21 protein-coding genes are annotated in these 21,601 nt (G+C 53.0%); 1 reads left to right on the top strand and 20 read right to left on the bottom strand.

Annotated features, from left to right (window positions below):
- Window positions 1-55: 55 nt before the first annotated feature.
- The 14 genes from spoIIE to pth form a co-directional block, all read right to left on the bottom strand.
- The gene (spoIIE, locus tag FCN15_RS16700) at window positions 56-2,554 is read right to left on the bottom strand and encodes a stage II sporulation protein E (RefSeq protein ID WP_138496112.1); all 2,499 of its coding nucleotides are present in this window, start codon (window positions 2,552-2,554) and stop codon (window positions 56-58) included.
- Window positions 2,555-2,956: 402 nt separating this feature from the next.
- Window positions 2,957-3,442 (bottom strand): S1 domain-containing RNA-binding protein, encoded by a 486-nt coding sequence (locus tag FCN15_RS16695; RefSeq protein WP_138496111.1) that lies wholly within the window; start codon window positions 3,440-3,442, stop codon window positions 2,957-2,959.
- Window positions 3,443-3,597: 155 nt separating this feature from the next.
- A complete protein-coding gene (locus tag FCN15_RS19625; RefSeq protein ID WP_138496110.1) occupies window positions 3,598-3,933 on the bottom strand; it encodes an FtsB family cell division protein in 336 nt (111 codons plus the stop codon).
- Window positions 3,934-3,958: 25 nt separating this feature from the next.
- Window positions 3,959-4,525, bottom strand: coding sequence for a spore cortex biosynthesis protein YabQ (gene yabQ, locus FCN15_RS16685; RefSeq protein WP_138496109.1), 567 nt, complete (start codon window positions 4,523-4,525; stop codon window positions 3,959-3,961).
- Window positions 4,522-4,809, bottom strand: a complete 288-nt coding sequence (yabP, locus tag FCN15_RS16680) for a sporulation protein YabP (protein ID WP_138496108.1) — start codon at window positions 4,807-4,809, stop codon at window positions 4,522-4,524. Before yabP ends, yabQ begins: the two co-directional genes overlap by 4 nt.
- A gap of 170 nt (window positions 4,810-4,979) precedes the next feature.
- Window positions 4,980-5,258, bottom strand: a complete 279-nt coding sequence (locus FCN15_RS16675) for an RNA-binding S4 domain-containing protein (RefSeq protein ID WP_138496107.1) — start codon at window positions 5,256-5,258, stop codon at window positions 4,980-4,982.
- The gene (locus FCN15_RS16670) at window positions 5,258-5,530 is read right to left on the bottom strand and encodes an HU family DNA-binding protein (RefSeq protein ID WP_138496135.1); all 273 of its coding nucleotides are present in this window, start codon (window positions 5,528-5,530) and stop codon (window positions 5,258-5,260) included. Before FCN15_RS16670 ends, FCN15_RS16675 begins: the two co-directional genes overlap by 1 nt.
- Window positions 5,531-5,761: 231 nt before the next feature.
- Window positions 5,762-7,264 (bottom strand): bifunctional methyltransferase/pyrophosphohydrolase YabN, encoded by a 1,503-nt coding sequence (gene yabN / locus FCN15_RS16665; protein ID WP_138496106.1) that lies wholly within the window; start codon window positions 7,262-7,264, stop codon window positions 5,762-5,764.
- A 479-nt stretch (window positions 7,265-7,743) separates the two neighbouring features.
- Window positions 7,744-9,378, bottom strand: a complete 1,635-nt coding sequence (locus FCN15_RS16660; RefSeq protein ID WP_138496105.1) for a putative polysaccharide biosynthesis protein — start codon at window positions 9,376-9,378, stop codon at window positions 7,744-7,746.
- Window positions 9,379-9,550: 172 nt separating this feature from the next.
- Window positions 9,551-10,093 carry a stage V sporulation protein T gene (spoVT, locus tag FCN15_RS16655; RefSeq protein ID WP_138496104.1) on the bottom strand — a complete coding sequence of 181 codons (543 nt, stop codon included), beginning with the start codon at window positions 10,091-10,093 and terminating at the stop codon, window positions 9,551-9,553.
- A gap of 200 nt (window positions 10,094-10,293) precedes the next feature.
- Window positions 10,294-11,433 carry a peptidylprolyl isomerase gene (locus tag FCN15_RS16650; protein ID WP_138496103.1) on the bottom strand — a complete coding sequence of 380 codons (1,140 nt, stop codon included), beginning with the start codon at window positions 11,431-11,433 and terminating at the stop codon, window positions 10,294-10,296.
- The gene (gene mfd / locus FCN15_RS16645) at window positions 11,420-14,950 is read right to left on the bottom strand and encodes a transcription-repair coupling factor (RefSeq protein WP_138496102.1); all 3,531 of its coding nucleotides are present in this window, start codon (window positions 14,948-14,950) and stop codon (window positions 11,420-11,422) included. The genes FCN15_RS16650 and mfd overlap by 14 nt, the downstream gene beginning before the upstream one ends.
- Before the next feature lie 200 nt (window positions 14,951-15,150).
- Window positions 15,151-15,381 carry an anti-sigma-F factor Fin gene (locus FCN15_RS16640; protein ID WP_138496101.1) on the bottom strand — a complete coding sequence of 77 codons (231 nt, stop codon included), beginning with the start codon at window positions 15,379-15,381 and terminating at the stop codon, window positions 15,151-15,153.
- 74 nt (window positions 15,382-15,455) lie between these two features.
- On the bottom strand, window positions 15,456-16,016 hold the full coding sequence (gene pth, locus FCN15_RS16635) for an aminoacyl-tRNA hydrolase (protein ID WP_138496100.1): 561 nt from the start codon (window positions 16,014-16,016) through the stop codon (window positions 15,456-15,458).
- Window positions 16,017-16,200: 184 nt separating this feature from the next.
- Between pth and FCN15_RS19670 the strand changes: the two genes are divergently transcribed.
- Window positions 16,201-16,326, top strand: coding sequence for a hypothetical protein (locus FCN15_RS19670; RefSeq protein ID WP_338044382.1), 126 nt, complete (start codon window positions 16,201-16,203; stop codon window positions 16,324-16,326).
- 116 nt (window positions 16,327-16,442) lie between these two features.
- Here the strand turns inward: FCN15_RS19670 and FCN15_RS16625 are convergent, their stop codons facing one another.
- The 6 genes from FCN15_RS16625 to FCN15_RS16600 form a co-directional block, all read right to left on the bottom strand.
- The gene (locus FCN15_RS16625; RefSeq protein WP_138496098.1) at window positions 16,443-17,396 is read right to left on the bottom strand and encodes a ribose-phosphate diphosphokinase; all 954 of its coding nucleotides are present in this window, start codon (window positions 17,394-17,396) and stop codon (window positions 16,443-16,445) included.
- A gap of 98 nt (window positions 17,397-17,494) precedes the next feature.
- Window positions 17,495-18,898 (bottom strand): bifunctional UDP-N-acetylglucosamine diphosphorylase/glucosamine-1-phosphate N-acetyltransferase GlmU, encoded by a 1,404-nt coding sequence (gene glmU, locus FCN15_RS16620; RefSeq protein ID WP_138496097.1) that lies wholly within the window; start codon window positions 18,896-18,898, stop codon window positions 17,495-17,497.
- A 129-nt stretch (window positions 18,899-19,027) separates the two neighbouring features.
- Entirely contained in the window at window positions 19,028-19,312 is a 285-nt protein-coding gene (spoVG, locus tag FCN15_RS16615; RefSeq protein ID WP_094094706.1) for a septation regulator SpoVG, read from the bottom strand.
- Window positions 19,313-19,483: 171 nt separating this feature from the next.
- Window positions 19,484-20,323 carry a pur operon repressor gene (gene purR, locus FCN15_RS16610; RefSeq protein ID WP_138496096.1) on the bottom strand — a complete coding sequence of 280 codons (840 nt, stop codon included), beginning with the start codon at window positions 20,321-20,323 and terminating at the stop codon, window positions 19,484-19,486.
- A gap of 94 nt (window positions 20,324-20,417) precedes the next feature.
- Window positions 20,418-21,272 (bottom strand): 4-(cytidine 5'-diphospho)-2-C-methyl-D-erythritol kinase, encoded by an 855-nt coding sequence (gene ispE / locus FCN15_RS16605; protein WP_138496095.1) that lies wholly within the window; start codon window positions 21,270-21,272, stop codon window positions 20,418-20,420.
- A gap of 140 nt (window positions 21,273-21,412) precedes the next feature.
- Window positions 21,413-21,592 (bottom strand): small, acid-soluble spore protein, alpha/beta type, encoded by a 180-nt coding sequence (locus tag FCN15_RS16600; RefSeq protein WP_138496094.1) that lies wholly within the window; start codon window positions 21,590-21,592, stop codon window positions 21,413-21,415.
- Window positions 21,593-21,601 lie beyond the last annotated feature (9 nt).

The raw sequence follows: 21,601 nt of genomic DNA, 5'->3' as shown, positions 1-21,601 counted from the left end.
TTCCGCTCACGCTAAATCAGATAACCTTCAAACCCGCTAACCCTCCTTTACTCGGCTAACTCACCGTCCGGGGGCGATCCATCCGCTGCATGCCCGGAATCTGCAGGGTGGACCATTTTGGCATATGATGATTCACTTTGGCCACGACGACCGTCATATCATCATGAATTTGATTCTTCTGGTACCGGATGACAGATTCCAGCAGGCAGTCTGCCATTTCCTGCGGATCCTCGCTTTCAATCTCCGTGATGAGCCGCTTGATCCACAGCTCCTTGTTGACCGCATGGCCCGGCGCATCATAGATGCCGTCCGTCATCATAATCAGGGTGTCCCCGGGATGGAGCTGGAGCGTTACCAGATCAATTTCGATGTCCTGAATAATACCGATGGGCAGGTTGCTGGCGCTGATCGGAATGACTTCAGTGCCCCGCTTAATGAAGCTTGGCGAAGAGCCGATCTTCAGAAAGGTTGTCCTGGCCGAATACTCATCAATGAGCGCCATATCTACAGTGGCATAAACTTCATCCGGAGAACGCAGCATGAGTACGGAGTTTACAGATTTGATCGCCAGCGTCTCATCCATGCCGGACTGCAGCAGCTGCTCCAGTATGCCGAGCGCCGTACTGCTCTCAAGCTTCGCCCGTTCGCCGTTCCCCATTCCGTCGCTCAGCGCAACGGCAAATCTGCCGTTCCCCAGCTCAACCGCGCTGAAGCTGTCTCCCGACAGCAAATCTCCGCCTTTTGCCGTGCCGGCCACTCCCGTTGTGACCTCAAAGGTCTTGGCCGAGCCGAACGTCACCAAGCGCATGCCTTCTTTGAGGCCCGGGGTTTCGCTCACCACTGTAATCTGCTCGCCTAAAATATCGGACAGCAGCGGCGCAATCAGCTTCCGGCACTCATCATAGCCTTTGGTGAAATTATGCACCATTTCGATTTCGACATGCCCGTGATCTAAAGAGAGGATGTCCACGCCATGAATGGATAAGCCCATCTGCTCAAGGGCGGCCCGAATCTGCTCCTCCTGCCGGGACATTTCCTGACTCTCCCGCTTGATCTCCCGCGCCAGATCCTCCATCACCTGCGAAACGCCTGACAGCTGCTCCGCCACCAGCAGACGGCTGTCCTGAATCTGCCGCTTCCAGTGCATATCGTGCTGGTAAAGGTCATATTCATGCTTCATCACCGCCAGCACCTGGTCGGTCTTGCAGCAGATTTTGTTCCAGCCCGGCGGCATATCTTCCTTGCCAAGCTCCGGATTCTCCTCAATGGCAGTCATCATTTCAGTCATGTACTTATAAGTCTGATAGAATTTGGCGTCCCAGCACTGATTCTTGCGGAAGCAGGCTGCACAGGCCCCTTCGGTTGCAGCATTCATAAAATGGTCCAGCTCCTGGCCCCGTCTGCTGATTTCGGCAGAGCCGGCTACCTGGCCGAAGCTGCGGGACAGCTGCTTGAACACCTGGGAGAACTGCGTGACCCGTTCGGCAGTAATATCCCGGATTCTTTTTGCATATTCATGTTGTGACTGGCTGTGATCCTGGGTTCCGGGAATATATTTGGCAATCAGGGAAGTCACGGTCTTTGGCGTCAAAAGGAACAAGGCTACTGCTGCGCACGTCTCCCACGTTGATGTCATCAGATCACCCGGTCCTGAGGAATAAATCGACAGAATGGAGGAGCCGAGCAGCATGCCGAAGCCGACTGCCCACTTCCTCCCTTCCCTCAGCATACCTGCCAGCATCCCGGAAAAAGCGAGCAGGCTCATCTGGTAGATCGCAGACATATCAGCCAGACTCAGAATCAGCCCTGTAACGACGCCTACGGAGGCGCCAAGCGGAGCACCGCCCACCAGAGCAAACAGCAGAATTAAATATCGTGATAAAATATGCTCAATCGACAATCCGTAAACCTTCCAGCCCACAGCGCCGGTCATGACCGAAGCAAGCAGGATGATCAGGCACAGAATTTCTTCATTCCGGAGCTGGACCGTTTTCTTGCGGAATGCAAACACCGGGAGGGCCTGGATAAAGACCAGCGTCAGCACAAAGCTGAGGACCGCATCCATCACCGCCATTGTCAAGGCGTACCAGGTAAGCGACGGACCGATGACGGCCTCAAACAGATTCACAAAGAAGGCTGCGGTAAACACCATAATCGGTGCATAGGACAGTTCGGAGCGATCGAACGACTCCATCCCTTTTTTCATCAGCAGAATCATGACCATCTCACATAAAACCGTCGGAACATGGGGCTGAACCGCAAACCAGGAGCCCAGCAGTACGGCGATAAATACCGGAACGATCAAATCCCTCCGCATGAAAGCGATCACCGCAAAGAACGCGGCAGCAAACGGACTTAGCTCATTCAATATGGTTGCCTTGCCGAGAAGGAATCCAACCAGGGTCAATACCATACCCCACTTATTGGCTGTAACAAATCGGATGAACCGGACCGCAGCAGGCCGCTTGTTCCACTTGTCCGCGAAACCCTGCTTCTCTTCCTGCTCCTTGCCTCTCTTCGTTCCCGGAAACGCAATCACATTTCGTTTCTCCATCAACCGCACCACCTGTTCTCAAGTTTGGGTATGTCCCATTATAGGGGGGGCTCCCCGGAAAGTTTGTCAAACAAGGTAGGCGTGTCCAAAGAAATTTACGACAAATTGAGAGGACGCTGCGTAATTTTGCAACCCCTTGCCCCTGCTGGAAAAATGGAGGGAACGGCGTTGTTATGTTCGCCTTTTTCCCGCTCTTCAAAGTGCGCTGCGGCTCTCTTTAGGATAGCGATTGCCCCTGAGATTGAAGGAAAAGGGTAGTAACCTGTCGTCAGTTTAGGTTCTCCCGACAAAAACACCGCGCGAAGCGGGCTTTTCCCCGAAACTTACGGCAGACAAACACAAAAAAACCGCAGCGTGCTGATGTGCACCTACGGTTTTGAATGTATTTATATCAGCTGACCACTACATGCGTTTCGCGCCGCGTCCACCGCGTTTGCCTTCGGTGTTCTTCTTCAGCGACGAAATGCGTTCTTCACTATCCTTCAGGAAGCGTGACACCTTATCTTCAAATGAAGTCTTGCTGGCTGGAGGCTTGAAAGAACGTCCGCCACGATCACGGTTATAGCCGCCGCCGCTTCCGCCGAAATCACCATCACGGCCTTGACGATCAGGTCTTGGCGCACGAGGAGGTCTTGGCGTAGATTCTACCGGCTTATCAACAGCCTGCTTAATCGACAATCCGATCTTGCCGTCCTTATCAACATTGATTACTTTGACGGTCACAACGTCGTTAAGCTTCAGGTGGTCGTTGACATCCTTAACGTAATTATCGGCGATTTCCGAGATGTGAACGAGACCTGTGACACCTCCTGACAGATCCACAAATGCTCCAAAATGCGTGATGCCTGTCACTTTACCCTCTAACTTGGTGCCCACTTCAATTGCCATAAAATAAAATGATCCTCCCTTAAAAATATACAGCAAGACTATAAATGCTCTGCTGCGGTGATTTGATTATACCGAATGACACATAACAGGTCAACCAGTCGGAAGCCTGTTACAGCAAGGAAAGTCCCTGTTTGGCTCCCTGCTTCATATTATGTTCAATCCCCGCTGTTTGACTTCCGAATCGGCGTTTCTCCCGGCTTGTACAAGCCATATTTTTTACGGGCAAGCTGTCCGATATACTCCGGGTCATTCAGGCGGTTAATTTCATATTTCACATCATTCAGACTATCCTGTTTAGCCTTCTCCTGGGAACGGACCACGGTAAGCTGCTTCGATTTGTCATTCATCTCTGAAGCCTGGGAATAGAATACATAACCTGCCCACCCTGCAAAAACAAGGATACAAACAAGCCACAGCCTAAGCCTTTTCCTGGCTCCGGCACTGCTGTTTGCCTTACTGTCCTTCTGATTCGCAGCTGATGCATGACGCATAATACTCCCCCTGACTTGTCCGTTGTTATTGCTTCCTGAACCACCGGTTTCGAATGGCGCTTACCTTACGGGCTGTCCATTGCCATGCGGCAGGCAGCTTGAGCCTTCGAGCGAGCGGAACAAGGAAAAACCTCAGGAGCTTCCACAGCGGGTGCAGCATTCTCAAGATAAAGAGCAGCATAACCCACAGGAATCCCAGCAGAAGCCTGGCAGCCTTGAAGACAAACTTGAGCGGCCCGATGACCAGAATCTTCACCAGACGCACAATGGTTAAATAAACCTTGTCCACTATCTTCAATAACATTACCACAAAACGTCCGGCAGGAACACTTAGCAGCCAAAAATAAATCAAAACTCCCGCAAACAATCCCAAAAATACATAAAACCTGAGCTCCCCGTGATTGCTGTGATACAACGTACGGAATACGTACAGCGCTGCCCAGATCCAGTAGAGCAGATCTAAGACGTGGATACTCCATTTCGGGAACCGGTACCTTCCTTCGACAATCCGTATGCCGTCAAATACAGCCCCCAGCACACTGCCCGAAATGAGCATCCACAGCAGCGTCATCCACTGCATTTCCAGATTCATCGCAGCAGTTTGCCCAGCAGTCCTTTATTTTTGGGTTGGGAGCCCGGATTCAAATAAGACAAGGAGTTGACGGTTCCTTCAATAGAGACAAATCCTTGTTCCAGATTCAGATTTTTGATATGGAGATTGGTGCCCTTGATCGTTAAATGCCCCAGCTCGGTCTGGAGCAGAAATTCCTCATTATCAAAGCTCTCAACATTGTTAACCCCCGAAATTTCCAGCAGCTTGCGGCTGTGCAGCCGGATATCCTGCACCTTGTTATTGGTTTTGCCCGTCTCAATCATGGCCTGTACCCCTCCTTCTACTGATAAGCTTATGGAGCGGGTTATGGCTTTAGAACAATTTGTTAGGCCTGAAAAAGAAATAAGAGAAGCTCATCCCGCTAGGGACAAGCTTCTCTCTCAGCTGCTTGCTGTTTGTAAGGTTATCGTTTATATGGTTACCGTTTATATGGTTACCAGTCCAGCCCGGTGCTCTTCGCAATCGGCTCTTCCTTCACCACGGTATACATGGTCGCTGCTTCGTCCTTGCGGGTAGTTTCAGCTAAACGCTCAACGCGGACCGTAACCAGCTTCTGTCCGAATTGAACGGTTATCTCGTCTCCGACCTTAACCGTACTGCTCGGCTTCGCTTCACGTCCATTAATCAGCACACGTCCCTGTTCCGAAACGTCCTTGGCCACCGTACGCCGCTTAATGAGGCGCGAAACCTTCAGAAATTTATCTAAACGCATTACTTAACCGCTTCTTTAAGTTTGTTGCCTGCTTTAAATGCAGGAACATTCGCTTCCGGAATTTCAATCGTTCCGCCAGTCTGCGGGTTGCGGCCGGTACGGCCGGAACGCTTGCGGGTTTCAAAAGTGCCGAAGCCGATCAGCTGAACTTTATCTCCGCTGGACAGGGCGTCCGTAATTTCACCCAGCAGACCGTTCAAGACAACCTCTACGTCACGCTTGGTCAATCCGCTTTTGCCTGCAATATTGTTGATCAGATCTTGTTTGTTCATCATTAAAAGCCTCCCAAATTACGAAAATGTCCTTCTTCTATTCTGCCCTCTAGGATGCCCTACCGGCATCCAGGACACCGCCAGAACCGCGGATGAATAATTCCCAGAATCATTCATACGGGCCTGACTTAGTAACTTATTAGTAACTAATTCTTGTTTCCTCGCCAAAATCCTTCCGGATTCTCAAAAAAAATTGTCGATAAATCAAAGAAAAACGGTCGTTTCCGGCCCTTACTCCCCGGCATACTCCTGCCGTTTGGCCTCATCCCAGATCTCATCCATCTCTGCCAGCGTACTTTGCTCCGGCGTCTTCCCGCGTTCCTTAAGCCTTTGTTCCACATAGCGGAACCGGCTCACAAACTTCCGGCTTGTCCGGGATAAAGCCTCCTCCGGATCTGCCCCGACAAACCGGGCGGCGTTAACGACAGAGAACAGCACGTCGCCAAGCTCCAGCTCAATCTCTGAAGCCGGCAGGCTCTCCTCAACCGCCTTCTTCAGCTCAGCCAGCTCTTCCTCCAGCTTGGCTAAAGCCCCGCCGGCATCCGGCCAGTCAAAGCCTACCTTCGCAGCTTTCTTCTGGAGCTTGTACGCCTTCATCAGCGCAGGGAGCTCGCGCGGAACCCCGTCCAGAGCTGAAGCGTCTTCCGGCTTCTGCCCCTTGCGGCGCTTCTCCTCCGCCTTCATCGCCTCCCAGTTCACCAGCGCTTCTTCAGCATCTCCGGCAGAACGGTCGCCGAACACATGAGGGTGGCGGAAGATCAGCTTTTCATTTAGTCCGTTAATGACGTCAAAGACGTTAAATGTGCCTTCTTCCTCTTCAATCTGGGCATGCAGCATGACCTGCAGCAGCAGATCGCCAAGCTCCTCCTGCATATGCTCCGGATCGTCCTCATCGATTGTCTCAAGCACCTCGTAGGCTTCTTCAATCAGATTTTTCCGAAGAGAGGCATGCGTCTGTTCCCGGTCCCATGGACAGCCGCCCGGGCTGCGCAGGATCCCGACAATTTCGTGCAGGCGCGAGAAGCTCTTCATCCGTAAGGATTCGTCCTCGCTGCGCGGGATATAAATGAGCGACAGATTGCCGTAATCCTGAATCCGGTCCAGCTCATAAAGCGGCACCTTCAGAATCTGCTCCTGCCCTTCAACGCCAAGCGCATGAGCCACAGTCACTTCGTAATCCTCCGGATAAAGCTCCATCAGGCTCAGCTTGACATCCGAAGCGGTAAAGTCATCGTAGACCTGTCCGATCAGGGTATGGAGGCGGGGCTGCAGATCCTCTCTCGCAAGCCCGGCCGCATCCAGCAGCTGGAAGCCTTCAATCGGATCAAAGCCAAGACGGGCAAAGGCCTCGTCCAGAAAGCTCTCCCCGCCCACAATGTTGAGGGTGATGCCCTCTTCCGGACACCGCTCCTTAAGCAGCTTCACCGTTGCTTCCGCAACCATCGGATGGCCGGGCACGGCATAGGTGACCGCGCGCTGCCCTTCGCCGCTTGATGCCTCAGCAATCAGCCGTTCAGCGATTTCCTTGTAGACGGACGGAAAATCATCATTCGCCTCATAGACGCTGTCGAATGATTCAAAAGCTACGCCGGACTCTGCCAGCCAGTCCAATACGGGATGATCCTTCGTGCGGACGTACAGCTTCTCCGCCCCCTGCAGCAGCTTCAAATTGCCTAAAGTCAGCCGGTCCGGATCCCCTGATCCAAGCCCGACGACCGTTATAGTTCCCTTCACTCTCACTCACTCCCGGCTTCTCCACATTTTGAAGAACTCATAGTCAATATGATTACTATATCATCTGCGCCAGGGCAGCACCAAATTTCGGCGGGTGGGGGTGGGGCGGGCTGAGGGCGGATGTTGGGCGAATGCCGCAGCGGCAAGGCCGAGGATGGGCTCGCACCCAGGCGGCTGGCGCAGGGCGAATGCTCGGGGCTCTCGGCGCACGCACGGGAAGGCAAAGGGCCGAGGCACGCAGGCAGCCGGGGTAGGGCGGCGCGGGCGAATGCCGGGGTCAGCAGCAGACTAACCCTGCGGGCATTTTCCCGGCGAAGCTGAATGCAGGCGCGCTGGGGCAGGACCGGACGGGCTGAGCCGAAGACGGCGCGCTGAGCAACCAGGCGAAGTGCAGGCCGAGGCACGCAGGCAGCCGGGGTAGGGCGGCGCGGGCGAATGCCGGGGTCAGCAGCAGGGTGAAGGGCGGGCCCGGCCATGTGTTATGGCCGGGGGAGCAGGCGCAGCTTGCCGAGCGCAGCGGCAAGCTTGGGGCCAATGCGGGGCAGCGCTTCAAGCTCTGCCCCGGTGATCAGCCGCAGGCGCAGCGCTGCGGCCAGGAACACGGCGGCGCCGAGCACGACGCCGAGCACGCTTTCGGCGGCGGCATCGAGCCGCCGGCCGGTGAGCCCTGCGGCGGCGAAGCCAAGCCGCAGCAGGAGCACCGCCGCTGCCATGGCCAGCAGGCCGAGCAGCGGCTGCCACAGCGCCGTCCGCAGGGACGGCGCGAGGCCCATGCGCCGCACCAGCAGCGCCATGTTCAGGCCTGCCGCGAGCCCGTAGGCGGCAATGCCGGCGATTGCAGCGCCGCTAATGCCCAGCCCGGGCACGAGCAGCACATTCAGCGCCGCCTTCAGAGCGGCGGCCAGCACCATCGCGAGGGCAGGCGCCCGCACGATGCCGATTCCCTGAAGCAGCGCGGCCGAGACCGTAGCCATGGCCGCTGGAGCAGCTGTGAAGGCAAGCAGCAGCAGCGTGTCGCTGCCTGCGCTGTTTTTGTACAGCATGATGTTTATCGGTTCAGCCAGGACGCCAAGTCCGACCGAGGCGGCGCAGCCTATCATCCAGAACCAGCGCAGCGCCGTTCCCGCCTGGCCTGCAGCGGACTTTAAATCACCTTTGAACTTCAGCTCGGCCATGGCCGGAATAAACAGGACAGAAAGCGAGGTCGCCATCATATTGATGAGCTGCACCAAAGGGATACCGCGGTTATAAATCCCGATCTGCTCCATCACGGAGATCTCCCCCTCCGATAACAGCCGCGGCAGGGTGAAGGTATCCATCAGGGTCAGCAGGGGAGAAGCTAGCGCCGCTAAACAGATCGGCACCGCATAAGCCAGCAGCTGCCTCATCCCTATGCGGTCCGTATTGCCTGCTGTGCCTGCACTTGCCGTTCCCTGCACGGAGCTGACGCTCCCTTTCTCCTTAGAGCTCTGCCAGAACAGCAGCATGACTGCCAGGCCGGCAGCCCCGCCGGCAGCGGAGCCGAACATCGCGCCTCCTGCGATCGTTCCCTCCCCTGATCCGGCTGAGGTTAAATACAGCAGCAGAATAATCATGACAGCCACCCGGACCGCCTGTTCCACTACCTGGGACACGGCGGTAGGCAGCATATTTTGCTGGCCCTGAAAGAACCCCCGCAGAGCTGCGGAAGCCGGAACAAACAGCAGCGCCGGCGCAGCGGCCCGCAGAGCCGGAATAATGTGGGGACTGCCGATCCAGTCTCCGAGCCAAGAAGCTCCAAAGAACAGAACGGCGCTGCCAAATATCCCCAGAGCCATCATTATCACCGCTGAAACCCTTAAAATTTCATGCGCGCCCCGCTCGTCCCGGTCCGCTTCGCGTTCAGCCACAAATTTGGACACCGCAGCCGGGAAACCGGCCGTAGCAAGGGTAACCAGCAGCGTATAGAAAGGATACACCGTATTATAAATACCAAAAACACCGTCACCGCCCAGGTTCTGGAGCGGAATTTTCTGCAAGGTTCCCAGCAGCTTGGAGGCAATCGCCGCCATGCCGAGCAGCGCCGCTCCCTTTAACAGCTTGGATCCCCCTGAGGATTGCTTCGACTGCTTCATGTGCCTCATCCCTGCGGCCTGTTTGCCGCCGTCCTCTCTATAATGGTTGTGCTGAGTCTAAATCTCACTTTGTCCATTATAAAAGGTTTCCCGCACATGCAAAAGCTCCCGCAGCCGGTTCTTCTCTCCGTCAAGGGGAAAAGCGGGCAGGAGCCTTTGTTCGAAGCGTTCTCTACTGCTCCATCTGCTTCGCAAGGAAGCCGGCAGCCGTTTCCGCCATTTTGGTCTCGAGCTGTGACATTTTAACCGAATCGTCCTTGTTCAGCATCACGACGGTCCCGATCGGATCACCGCCTGCGATAATAGGTGCGACAACGAAAGTGGAGAGGTTCTCCGCATGATCTTTGCTGATCTCATAAGTACCGGAATTGACCTCAAGCACAGATTTGCGGCCATCCATGCAATTTTCAAGCAGAGGACCGATCTGCTTCTCCAAATATTCCTTCTTGGAAGCGCCTGCAACGGCAATCACGGTATCACGGTCTGAAATAAGGGTAATATGGCCTGTACTTTCATAAAGGGATTCTGCATATTCTTTGGCAAAATCGCCAAGCTCACCGATCGGTGAGTATTTCTTCAAGATGACTTCCCCGTCCCGGTCTACAAAAATTTCAAGCGGATCTCCTTCACGGATCCGAAGTGTGCGGCGAATCTCCTTGGGAATTACCACCCGACCGAGATCATCGATGCGGCGGACTATACCAGTAGCTTTCATAACATGTTGCCTCGCTTTCTTAAGAAGTATTGGACTACTGAGTAAAATGTTTTTGAAATTCCAAGTTTGGTTAAATTCTTGACCATAGTATTCATCTGTTCCCAATTCCTTATGCACACAGACACCAAATTGAGGATGTCCCTAAAATAGCCGCAAAAAGGGACGATGCTCAATCGCAGAGCATCGTCCCAGCTTTGTTGTTATTTGGATGGAGCTGGTGAAGAGGAAGCCTCAGGCTCACTGCTTGCAGCCGGAGCCGCGGAAGATTCCGTTCCGGAAGTGGAAGCGTCTGCGCTTGCAGACGGAGTCGCTGCCGCAGGGAGATTAATCGACTTGATGATCTTGGACTCCAGGTCACCCTGCATGAACTCGTCCAGCTTGGATGAACCGAGCGAATTCTTGATCGTTTCCTTCTCATCCGCACTTAATTCATCATACGTCTTGGCTTTGCGTGATTCCACCCGCATGATGTGATAGCCATAGCTTGTCTCAACCGGATCGCTGATGGTGTTCAGCGGCAGAGTCAATGCAGCCTGTTTGAACTCGTCCACCCAGGTGCCCACTTCCGTATCGGCATATAAACCGCCGTTATCCTTGGAGCCAGGGTCTTCGGAGTACTGCTTGGCCAGCTCGGCAAAATTTTTGCCGCCGTCCGCATCCAGCTTGGCTTTGATCTCTTTTGCCAGCTTAAGAGCTTCGTCTTCCGTCCGTTCCTGACCTTCAGAATCCGTGAACGTAATCAGAATATGGCGGACCGAAGCGACGGTATAGTCATCCTTGTTCGCTTCGAACTCTTTCTTGACCTCATCGTCGGTTACTTGGGCTGTTTCGGTTTGTACGACAGTGAAGATGCGGTTCATGTAATCTTTAAATTCCTGCTCGGTTACTTTCTGGGCATCCAGCATGCTGACAAAGCCCTCATCGCCAAGCTGGGTCTTAATTTGGGACAGTTGGGTTTCGGCTTGCTTCTCACCCTCCTGCTTCTCTGTATCTGTAGCTTTAGCAGCTAAATACTCATATGCAATTTCCTGTTTCAGCAAGTACTCACGGAAATCATCCGTGCTCATGTACTGTTCCATTTCAGGGGAAAGAATGAGCATAATGCGCTGTTCCAGGTCAAATTCGTTCTCGGTAATCGTTCCTCCGTCATAGGTAGCGATCACTTTCGAGCTGTCCGAGGAATTTCCGGAGTTGGAACCGTTGGCAGAGCTGCTCGAGCTTGCCTGAGTATTATTCGCTTCATCTTTCTTGCTGCATCCTGCCAATACCACGGAGAAGCTCAGCACAGCTGCCAGAGCCATAAACGTGATTTTCCAGGAACGCCTTTTATTTTGCAACATCTTGTAGTTCCCCTTTCGATTTGAATGCCGGTTGTAAAGAGCCCAGGAAGGCTTCAAGCAGCTCAAGCATCTTCTCATCTTCCATTCCCTTGGCTTTGATATGAATTTCCAAATCAGGCCCTTGAGTAAATTGTACACGCCTTCCGTACTGATTGCCAGCCTCAGCTAGTTTGGACATGTTCATCTCTTTGACCTTCTGCGGGTAAAATTTCACAATAACGTCATCTCCGCGGCGGTTCATGGACTCAATGCCGTACTTCCGGCCGTAAATCTTGAGCCGCGCCACTGTCAGCAGGTTGCTCACGGCAGCAGGAGGTTCCCCAAACCGGTCAACCAGCTCATCTGCAAGCTCCGATACTTCATCAAAGGTGGATGCAGCGGCTGTTTTCTTGTAAATTTCAATCTTCTGCACACTGTCGTAGATATATTCAGGCGGCAGATAAGCATCAATGGCCAAATCGAGCGTTGTATTCCATTTCTTGTCTTCCGGTTCTTTCTCGCCAAGCAGGGTCACCTTACGCTTCTGAATCTCCTCGGCCAGCATCTGCGAATACAAATCAAATCCGACAGAAGCGATAAAACCATGCTGCTCCGCTCCAAGCAGATTGCCGGCCCCGCGGATTGCCAGATCGCGCATGGCGATCTTGAAGCCTGAACCCAGCTCCGTAAATTCTTTAATCGACTGAAGGCGCTTCTCGGCAACCTCGGTCAAGGATTTATCACGCTGATAAGTAAAATAAGCATAAGCAATCCGGTTTGAACGTCCAACCCGGCCTCTCAGCTGGTACAGCTGGGACAGACCCATTTTATCCGCATCATGTACGATCAGCGTGTTGACATTCGGAATGTCCACGCCTGTCTCGATAATGCTTGTGCTGACCAGGACATCATATTCTCCATCAAGGAAGTCGAGGATCGTCTTCTCCAGCTCCTGCTCGGACATTTGGCCATGGCCGATGCCGACCTTCGCCTCGGGAACGAGCGCCGAAATCTGCGCCGCCATTTCCTGAATGCCCTGCACGCGGTTATACAGATAATAGACCTGGCCGCCCCGCGCCAGTTCGCGTTCGATGGCTTCGCGCACCAGAGCCTGACTGTGCTCCACTACATAGGTCTGCACCGGGAACCGGTTCTCCGGCGGCGTCTCAATTACCGACAAATCGCGTACGCCAAGCATGGACATATGCAGCGTGCGCGGGATTGGCGTCGCTGTCAGTGTAAGCACGTCCACATTCACCTTCAGCTTCTTCAGCTTCTCCTTATGTGTTACGCCGAAGCGCTGCTCTTCGTCCACGATCAGCAGGCCAAGGTCCTTGAAGACGAGATCCTGGGACAGCAGACGATGGGTGCCGATGACGACGTCAACCGTGCCTGCGCGGACCCCCTTAATCGTTTCGTTCTGCTCTTTACGGCTGCGGAAACGGCTGAGTACTTGAATGTTAAACGGATAATCGGCAAAACGCTCCCGGAACGTCTCATAATGCTGCTGCGCCAAAATGGTAGTCGGAACCAGTACGGCAACCTGCTTGCCTTCGATAGCAGCCTTAAAGGCGGCGCGGATCGCCACCTCCGTCTTGCCATAGCCCACGTCGCCGCACAGCAGGCGGTCCATCGGCCGCTTCTTCTCCATGTCCTTCTTGATTTCTTCAATCGCCCGCAGCTGATCCCGTGTCTCATCGTATGGGAACATGTTTTCAAACTCGCGCTGCTCGGATGTATCTTGTTCAAAAGCATACCCTTCCGTAGCCTGTCTATCTGCATACAGTTTGATCAGATCATCGGCAATGTCCTCCACGGAGGAGCGGACTTTATTCTTGACTCTCGTCCATTCGTTGCCGCCCAGCTTGTAAACTTTGGGCTCCTTATCTTCGGACCCTACATATTTCTGAATGAGATCAATCTGGTCGATCGGCACGGACAGCTTGTCGCCGCCCGCATAGAGAATGTGCATGTAATCTTTATGAATGCCGCCTACTTCAAGCGTGCCGATGCCCATGTATTTGCCGATCCCGTGATTCTGGTGGACCACGTAATCGCCGACCTTGAGCTCTGTGTAGCTCTTGATCCGTTCCGCATTATCCATGCTGCGGCCGCCCTTGCGGACCTTGCGCTGCTTCTGGGAAAACATCTCGCCTTCGGTAATGACGACCAGATGGGCGGCAGGCAGCTCAAAGCCGGTCTGCAGATTGCCCTGCAGAATCGCCGGCTCTTCGATCCCGTAATCCTCAAGGACCCGGATCATCCGGTCTTTCCGCTCCGAGCTGCTGGCGAGCATAATAATCTCCGCGCCGCTCTTCTTCCAGCGCTCTGTCTCCGATTTCAACACATTCATCTGCCCGTGGAAATCCTGCATGCCGCGCGTCACAAAGTTCAGAATATTCTGCGGCTGTGTATGCGGAACCTGGCGCAGGAAGATGGACAGGAACAGGGTCTGGAACGGGCGCTGGTACAGCACCTTATCGCTGCTTACGGACAGCGGAAGCTCAGGCAGGCTCTTGCCGTTCTGGAACAAATGCAGATTCCACTCCGCTTCGTCGCGTTCAAGCTGCTTGGCCGTTTCCAGAAGCCGGGCCGGCTCATCCAGAATCAGCAGCGTATCCTCCGGCATGTAGTCGTACAAAGTCTGCTGCTCCGGATAGATTAAGGAGATGTATTTATACATATCTGCAAAATAAACCTGCTCCCGCAGCATCTCCAGCTCCCGGGAGATTTCCCCCTGCAGGAGGTTCTTCGCCTGCCGGTCGGTCATTTTCTCCAGCTGCGCCGACAGCCTTTGCGAAGCCTTCTCCGCCGCCGTGCTGAGGCGCTCCTTATCCGCAATGAGCTCTTTGCATGGAGTGATCCTGATTTCCTTGACCTGCTCCACCGACCGCTGATCGGCCGGATCAAATACGCGGATGGAGTCAATCTCCTCATCAAACAGCTCAATCCGGTAAGCCAGGCCGGACGGGGACATGAGCGGATAGAAGTCGATTATGCCTCCCCGCACGCTCATTTCTCCCCGTGATTCAACCCGCTCAACCCGTTCGTAGCCAAGCTCCACCATTTGGGCCAGGAAGCGGTCAATCTTCAGCGTCCCCCCGTATTGAACGTCAATCCCGGCACCGGCCATCACCTTTGGAGAAGGGAGCAGCTTGCGGACACCGGAATAAGGCACAACAATAATGCCGCGGAAACCCTGGGAGGATTTCAGCAGCACATCGATCCGCTGGGAAAGCGTCTCCGGGCTGGAGATCGCTGATTCAGCCGCCACAAGCTCATTAGCGGGATACAGAAGAACTTTATCTATTGAAAGCGCTTCCTGAAGGTCATCTGCGATTTTCTGCGCGGAGAACATGTTGTGCGTGACAACGAGCAGCGGACGCTGCGTCTGTTCATGCAGTGCAGCCAGCATAACGTGCCTGGATGAACCGGACAGCCCCGAAACGAGCTGCTCCTTCATTCCTGATGCAATACCGGCTGTAAGCGAGTTAAAGTCGGAATCTTTAGAAAAAGCTTGTATAAGTGCTTGTAACAAAAGCGGCACCTCTCTTATTCGCCATGATAGGCATACTCCTCATCCCAACTGCGTTCATCATCTTTTGATAACTAATACAAAATAAGCCTCAGCAAAAAGGCCAAGGCTCCATATCTCATACTCATTTCTATCAACTTGCAACCCGCATCCAGCGGCCAACCTGCATCCAGTACCCGCGCCTTACCGGCGCAGAAGAAAGACTACTGCAGCGGACTTCCAACCAGCCTCAGTTCAGGATTCATCTCCATCGCTTCCGCACAGTATTCGCACGTCACACGTACGGTAACGTCCCCATTAGAATCATAGGCTATTATATCTCTACGCTCTTCGGGGGTCAAGGCGGTAAAGCCGAGCTGGCCCTCTGACACAAAAGGCGAATCGATCCGCCCCACCAAGGTTTTGCAGTGTCTGCAAACATACTGTACTGCCATGTATATGCCTCCTGAAGGTTCATTTATACCTTCATTATGCCCGGTAAGGCTCCATGCTAGCCGTATGCCTGGTATTAACGGTTAAATTTGGCCATAGTCTGCTCAAAGGTAGACGATAGACCGTATTCCAAAGCATCGCAGGTCTGTTCAATGGATGATTGCAAAGCTTCCGCTTCCTTCTTTGGAAAAGTACCCAGCACATAGTCAATAATCGCATAACCGGGTTCAGGCCTGGAAATGCCCATCCGAATCCGGTTGAAGGTCTGTGTGCCCGTATGCTGGATAATAGATTTGATGCCGTTATGGCCGCCTGAGCTGCCCTGATAACGCAGTCTGATCTTGCCTACCTCTGTATCCAGATCGTCGTAGACAACGATAAGATCTTCAAGCGGAGCTTTATAGTAGTCCATGAAGGCGCGGACCGCCTCCCCCGATAAATTCATATAAGTCATCGGCTTGATCAGGTAAACCTTCGTTCCCCCAATGTTCCCTTCGCCAATCAGTGCCTTGCATTTACTCTGCTTGATGTCGATATGATGGCGGGCGGCCAGCGCATCCAAAGCCATCCAGCCGATATTATGGCGTGTCTTCTCATATTTAGGGCCCGGATTGCCGAGCCCGACGATCCATTTCATTGATATCTAATCCCTTCTTAGGCGTTCATTTTATATAGGTTTATTATTTGGTACAATAAGTAAACAGGCCCTGGCTGAACAAAGTTGTAGAAGAAGGTGAAGACGTATCCTGTCAACATTTGGTTCAGAACTTATTCATGATTTCCATTTTGAAAAACATCTCAAACAGTCGGTTCCTGTTCAGGTGTATTTTGAAGGCATCCACGAGCAGATCGGTCTGATTACCGCTTATGACAGCTATTTTGTCGAAGTTGAGGGCACCTTGTTCAACCGCAAGCTGTTCACCTTTATTTCACGTCCGGGGTATTAAGCGCCCGGCCCGGCTTGCAGACAATTAAGCAGCACATAACCTTATTCTTGATGCTAAGTTAGGGGCTAATCCTCCCGTTAGGGAAGATTAGCCCCTGTTTAATGCCGTTATCCGGTTTACTCGATTTCAAACAGCTTGCTGATGGACAGCTCCTCGTGAACACGAATGATGGCTTCGCCCATCAGCGGCGCCACAGACAGTACCTTCAGCTTGCCGGTAGGGTTCGGATGCGTAATTGGAATCGTATCGGTAACCACTACTTCCTTCAGCGGAGAGTTCTCAAGACGCTCCATAGCGGGACCTGACAATACCGGGTGCGTACAGCAGGCATAGACTTCCTTAACGCCGCCTTCTTTAAGCGCATTGGCGCCGAGCACAATCGTACCTGCGGTGTCGATGATGTCATCGACCAGAATGGCCGTCTTGCCTTCGATATGGCCGATAATGTTCATGACCTCACTGACGTTCGGCTCCGGCCGGCGTTTATCAATAATCGCAAGAGGCGCATTCAGGAAATCGGCCAGCTTGCGCGCTCTCACTACGCCGCCGTGGTCCGGAGAAACAACAACCGGGTTCTCAATATGCTTGGAACGGAAATACTGCGCAAGGATCGGCACTCCGAGCATATGATCCACCGGAATATCAAAGAAGCCCTGGATCTGCATGGCATGGAGGTCCATCGTAATGACCCGGTGTGCCCCGGCTTTTTCAATCAAATTGGCTACCAGTTTTGCCGTAATCGGGTCACGGGAACGCGCTTTACGGTCTTGGCGCGCATAGCCGTAATAAGGAATAACGACGTTAATGCTCTTGGCTGAAGCACGTTTCAGGGCATCAACCATGACCAGCAGCTCCATCAAATTATCGTTAACCGGAGCGCAAGTGGATTGGACAACATAAACGTGTGAGCCGCGGACACTTTCGTTGAGCTTAACCTGAATTTCACCGTCACTAAAGCTGGTAATGTTGGAATCCCCCATTGGAATTCCAATGTAGTCGGCGATTTGCTGGGCAAGCTTCGGATTGGAGTTGCAGGTGAATATTTTTAACTTGGAATCAAAATAAGTCATAGAATAAAAACCCTCCGTGCTGTTTAGATTGCGTTCGCAATCCGTAAGGTCGTTAATAGTAAGACACGTTCATCAGCGCTGATCCTGCTGCAGGCTGCTTATTGCTTCTTGCTCTCCCGCTCTTTCTTCGCTTTCGCCCGGGCACGGATCTTGTCCGCATACCCCGGTTTGTTCTCCTGACGCTGGCGGGCAATGGCCAGATCATTATCGGCCACAGAATGGGTAATGGTAGATCCAGCCACAACATAGGCCCCTTTGCCGATCTTGACCGGTGCAATTAAATTGACGTTGCTGCCTACAAAGGCATCATCACCGATCTCGGTAATAGATTTATTATACCCATCGTAGTTTACAGTTATCGCACCGCAGCCGATATTTACATTTTCGCCGACAATAGCGTCCCCTACATAGCTCAGATGAGAAACCTTAGTCCCGTTCCCCAGCTTTGCATTCTTGATTTCAACGAAATCGCCGACCTTAACTTCATTACCCAAAACAGCTCCAGGGCGCAAATAAGCAAACGGACCTACGGAAGTCAGTTCCCCCACCTCTGCATTGGAGAGGACGGATTGCTTCACTACAGCTCCGCTGTGAATGATACTGTCGTTAATCTCGGTTTGAGGCCCGATGACACAGTCTGCGCCAATCTTTGTACTGCCGTTCAGAACGGTGCCCGGATAGATAACGGTGTCCGCACCGATCTCCACATCCGCGCCAATGTAGGTAGAGCTTGGGTCAATCAGGGTCACTCCGCCGATCATATGGCGTTTGTTGATGCGTGCACGCATATAAGCTTCCGCTTCCGACAGCGCCACACGGTCATTAACCCCGATGGATTCGGCAACATCTGCCGTCATGTAAGCAGCAGCTTTCTCGCCTTGGGAGACCATAATTCCGATTACGTCCGTCAAATAATACTCCTGCTGAGCATTTTGGTTGGTAACCTTGTCAAGAGCATCAAACAGCTTGGCGTTATCAAAGCAATAAGTGCCTGTATTGATTTCCTTAACAAGGTTCTCCTCCTCGGAGCAATCCTTCTGCTCAACAATCCGGTTCACATGGCCCGCTTCATCCCGAATGACACGGCCGTAGCCATGAGGTTCATCTATAGAAGCTGTAAGCACGGTAGCTGCCGCGCCAGTTTGTTCATGATGCACAAAAAGAGCCTCCAGCGTTTCCGGCGTCACGAGAGGCGTATCTCCGCAGACGATTACGGTTGTCCCGTTCTCGCTTCCTAAGAGTTGTTTCGCCTGCTTCACGGCGTGACCCGTTCCCAGCTGCTGCTCTTGTAAGACATACTCTGCTTTTGTTCCCAGATAGGCTTTAACGGCTTCCGCGCCGTGACCGACAATAACGACTTTCCGCTCGCAATTGACTGTCTCCACGGCATCCAGCACATGCCCAACCATTGGTTTACCACAAACAGGATGGAGCACCTTATATAGTTTCGATTTCATGCGCTTGCCCTGCCCTGCGGCAAGAACAATGGCTAATCTCTTCAAGTCCCCGTCCTCCTTCTCTTAAACTCATTACTGAATATATCTCATTCTGAACAAAAAGAAAAGAGAACCATGATTCATGGCACTCTTTTCTTGAACCCCAATTAAGTTAAAAAAATAATTACCGAAGAATTAAGCTCCTTCTTCAATTACTTCTTCTTCCAGTGCGGCCCGCTCGTATTCGGCAAGCACTGCAGCCTGGATCTTCTCACGCGTCCCGGAAGAGATCGGATGAGCGATGTCACGGAACTCGCCGTCAGGAGTACGTTTGCTAGGCATTGCAACAAACATCCCATTATTTCCATCAATGACGCGAATGTCATGAACGACGAATTCATTGTCAATAGTAATGGAAGCAATGGCTTTCATTCTTCCCTCCGAGCTCACTCGGCGGAGTCTTACGTCCGTAATTTGCATGTGTGTTCACCACCTTTTTCCAAATGAGACTTGGTGTATTATTCCACACAGAAATCCGAATTCCTCTTTTAAAAACGAACAAATTAACCTAAATTCAGGAATTTTTTTCGTAAGACGACGATTTCGACAGTTTTCGCTTAATTTCGCTTAAATTCGAATGTATTCAGCCGTTCAGCTTCGCTGCACCCGATCGAAATAATTGCCCGGATGGACGGTAACACTTTTGCTCTTCGCATCGACCGCGCCAAGGGAAGCTAAAGATACATAATCCTGCAGCAGCCGCTGTTCAGTATCTACGGCTCCTGATTCCACCAGCACGCCAACGCCGGCGACTGTGGCATTAAATTCAGCAAGCAGGTCAACCATGCCCTGCACCGTTCCGCCTGCCTTCATGAAATCGTCCACGATCAGCACGCGCGAGTTCTCTTTGAGCGCCCGGCGGGACAAAGTCATCGTATGCAGGCTCTTGTGGGAGCCTGACACGTAGTTAATGCTTACTGCGGAGCCTTCCGTAACCTGATGGTCCCTTCTGACCAGCACAACCGGCAGATTCAGCTGAGCCCCGGTTGCGTAAGCGAGCGGAATCCCTTTCGTCTCCACCGTCATGACAACGTCGATCTCCCGGCCGCCAAATACGGTAGCAAACAGCTTGCCCGCTTCGTTCATCAGCCCCGGCAGGCCCAGAAGATCAGACATATATAAATATTCGCCCGGCAGAATGCGGTCCGGTTCGGATAACATTCTGCAGAGCTGGTCAATAAACGCCTGCGCCTGCGCCGCGCCGACCTTAGGGATAAATTTGACCCCTCCGGCTGCTCCGGCCAGAGTTTGCAGCTCCCCCATGCCGTCTTCCTCAAAGACTTCCTTAATGATCGCCAAGTCTTCGCTGATCGACGATTTGGCTGCTCCGTACCGGTCGGCAAAAGTTGTGAGCGGAATCAGCTGATGCGGCCGAACTAATAAATATTCCGTCATCTCTACCAGACGTGCGCTTCTTTTTAACTTTCTCACGAAAGACCCCTCGCTAAAATCCGAATATTTTATAGAAAGAATATCATTTTTGTACGGGTTTATCAAATGATATTCCGGATCTTGACGGAAAGAGCTACGTCAGAAGCCGTACCGCATAAACCTCTTTGCAGAAGCCGCGGAGTCCGTTGTAGATGCGGGCCACCTTAGCCTCTTTGGATACAAGGCCAAATACGGTAGGTCCGCTCCCCGACATTAATACGCCGTCCGCACCAAGGCGCTTCATGGTTTCCTTCAGCTGCTTCACCTCCGGGTGAAGCTGGAAGGTCACGTCCTCAAGCACATTGCCGAGCTGCCTGCAGACCTGGGCGAAGGAACCTCGCTGGATCGCTGCAATCATCTCTTTGGAGGAAGGATGCTTCTGCACCCGTTCTGCGCGGAATTTGCCGTATACTTCGGCCGTTGAGACATTGATGGGCAGCTTGGCCAGAATCACCCAGCATTGCGGCGGGTTCTCCAGCTGTGTCAGCACCTCACCGCGTCCAGTCGCAAGCGCTGTCCCGCCTGTGACGCAGAACGGTACATCCGAGCCCAGCTCTGCGCCGAGCTCCCTCAGCTCCTCGTCGTCAATGCCCAGATTCCACAGGCGGTTTAATCCCCGCAGCGCAGCAGCAGCATCACTGCTGCCCCCGGCCAGGCCGGCTGCCACAGGAATATGCTTGTCCAGGTGGATATAGACGCCCCGGCGGACGTTATAGCGCTCCTTGATCAGGCGCGCCGCCTGAAAAGCCAAATTTTTCTCATCAAGCGGAATATATCCGGCCTGGCTTGAAATAATAATGGTGTCCCGCGGCAGCTCGCTCAGTTCCAGCCGATCCGCCAGATCCACCATCGTCATGACCATCTCTACCTCATGGTAGCCGTCGGGCCGTTTATGTAACACATCCAGCATCAGATTGATTTTAGCCGGTGCTTTCTCGTATATTTTCAAGGCGTTCACCCACCCTCAGTCTTTCCAAGCTAAACAACTTAACATATTATAGGGGAAACCGGCTTGGAAAGTCCATTCTTTCTCCCTCCTAAAGGAACAAGGCCTCCGGGCGCACCCGGAGACCTCTGCAGCCAATCCCGCTATTTCTGCTCTGCCGCCGCTTTCTCAGCCAGTTCAATCGCCCGCTTCACCATGTTGCCGGCATCCTTGGCTTTGATTCCGCCCCAGCCCTCTTCTTGGACTGTGTTATAGAAGCCCAGTTCCTTCGCAAGCTCGACCTTCAGATTCTCGGACATGACGCTGCGTCTTCTTCGTGACATGAACGATTC

It is taken from the genome of Paenibacillus pinistramenti (assembly GCF_005869875.1).
GTDB classification, from domain to species: Bacteria; Bacillota; Bacilli; order Paenibacillales; family Paenibacillaceae; genus Fontibacillus; species Fontibacillus pinistramenti.
Note: the sequence above shows the minus strand (reverse complement) of the source record. Positions and strands in the feature narration are given on the sequence as shown.

Excerpts from the sequence above, each read along its gene's own strand:
- FCN15_RS19625 (WP_138496110.1), bottom strand. The coding sequence starts at position 3,933 with ATGCGTCATGCATCAGCTGCGAATCAGAAGGACAGTAAGGCAAACAGC.
- FCN15_RS16650 (WP_138496103.1), bottom strand. The coding sequence starts at position 11,433 with ATGTTGCAAAATAAAAGGCGTTCCTGGAAAATCACGTTTATGGCTCTG.
- spoVT (WP_138496104.1), bottom strand. The coding sequence starts at position 10,093 with ATGAAAGCTACTGGTATAGTCCGCCGCATCGATGATCTCGGTCGGGTG.
- spoVG (WP_094094706.1), bottom strand. The coding sequence starts at position 19,312 with ATGCAAATTACGGACGTAAGACTCCGCCGAGTGAGCTCGGAGGGAAGA.
- FCN15_RS16660 (WP_138496105.1), bottom strand. The coding sequence starts at position 9,378 with ATGAAGCAGTCGAAGCAATCCTCAGGGGGATCCAAGCTGTTAAAGGGA.
- FCN15_RS16695 (WP_138496111.1), bottom strand. The coding sequence starts at position 3,442 with ATGGCAATTGAAGTGGGCACCAAGTTAGAGGGTAAAGTGACAGGCATC.
- yabQ (WP_138496109.1), bottom strand. The coding sequence starts at position 4,525 with ATGAATCTGGAAATGCAGTGGATGACGCTGCTGTGGATGCTCATTTCG.
- FCN15_RS16670 (WP_138496135.1), bottom strand. The coding sequence starts at position 5,530 with ATGAACAAACAAGATCTGATCAACAATATTGCAGGCAAAAGCGGATTG.
- spoIIE (WP_138496112.1), bottom strand. The coding sequence starts at position 2,554 with ATGGAGAAACGAAATGTGATTGCGTTTCCGGGAACGAAGAGAGGCAAG.
- yabP (WP_138496108.1), bottom strand. The coding sequence starts at position 4,809 with ATGATTGAGACGGGCAAAACCAATAACAAGGTGCAGGATATCCGGCTG.
- FCN15_RS16675 (WP_138496107.1), bottom strand. The coding sequence starts at position 5,258 with ATGCGTTTAGATAAATTTCTGAAGGTTTCGCGCCTCATTAAGCGGCGT.
- pth (WP_138496100.1), bottom strand. The coding sequence starts at position 16,016 with ATGAAATGGATCGTCGGGCTCGGCAATCCGGGCCCTAAATATGAGAAG.
- FCN15_RS16640 (WP_138496101.1), bottom strand. The coding sequence starts at position 15,381 with ATGGCAGTACAGTATGTTTGCAGACACTGCAAAACCTTGGTGGGGCGG.
- FCN15_RS16600 (WP_138496094.1), bottom strand. The coding sequence starts at position 21,592 with ATGTCACGAAGAAGACGCAGCGTCATGTCCGAGAATCTGAAGGTCGAG.
- FCN15_RS16625 (WP_138496098.1), bottom strand. The coding sequence starts at position 17,396 with ATGACTTATTTTGATTCCAAGTTAAAAATATTCACCTGCAACTCCAAT.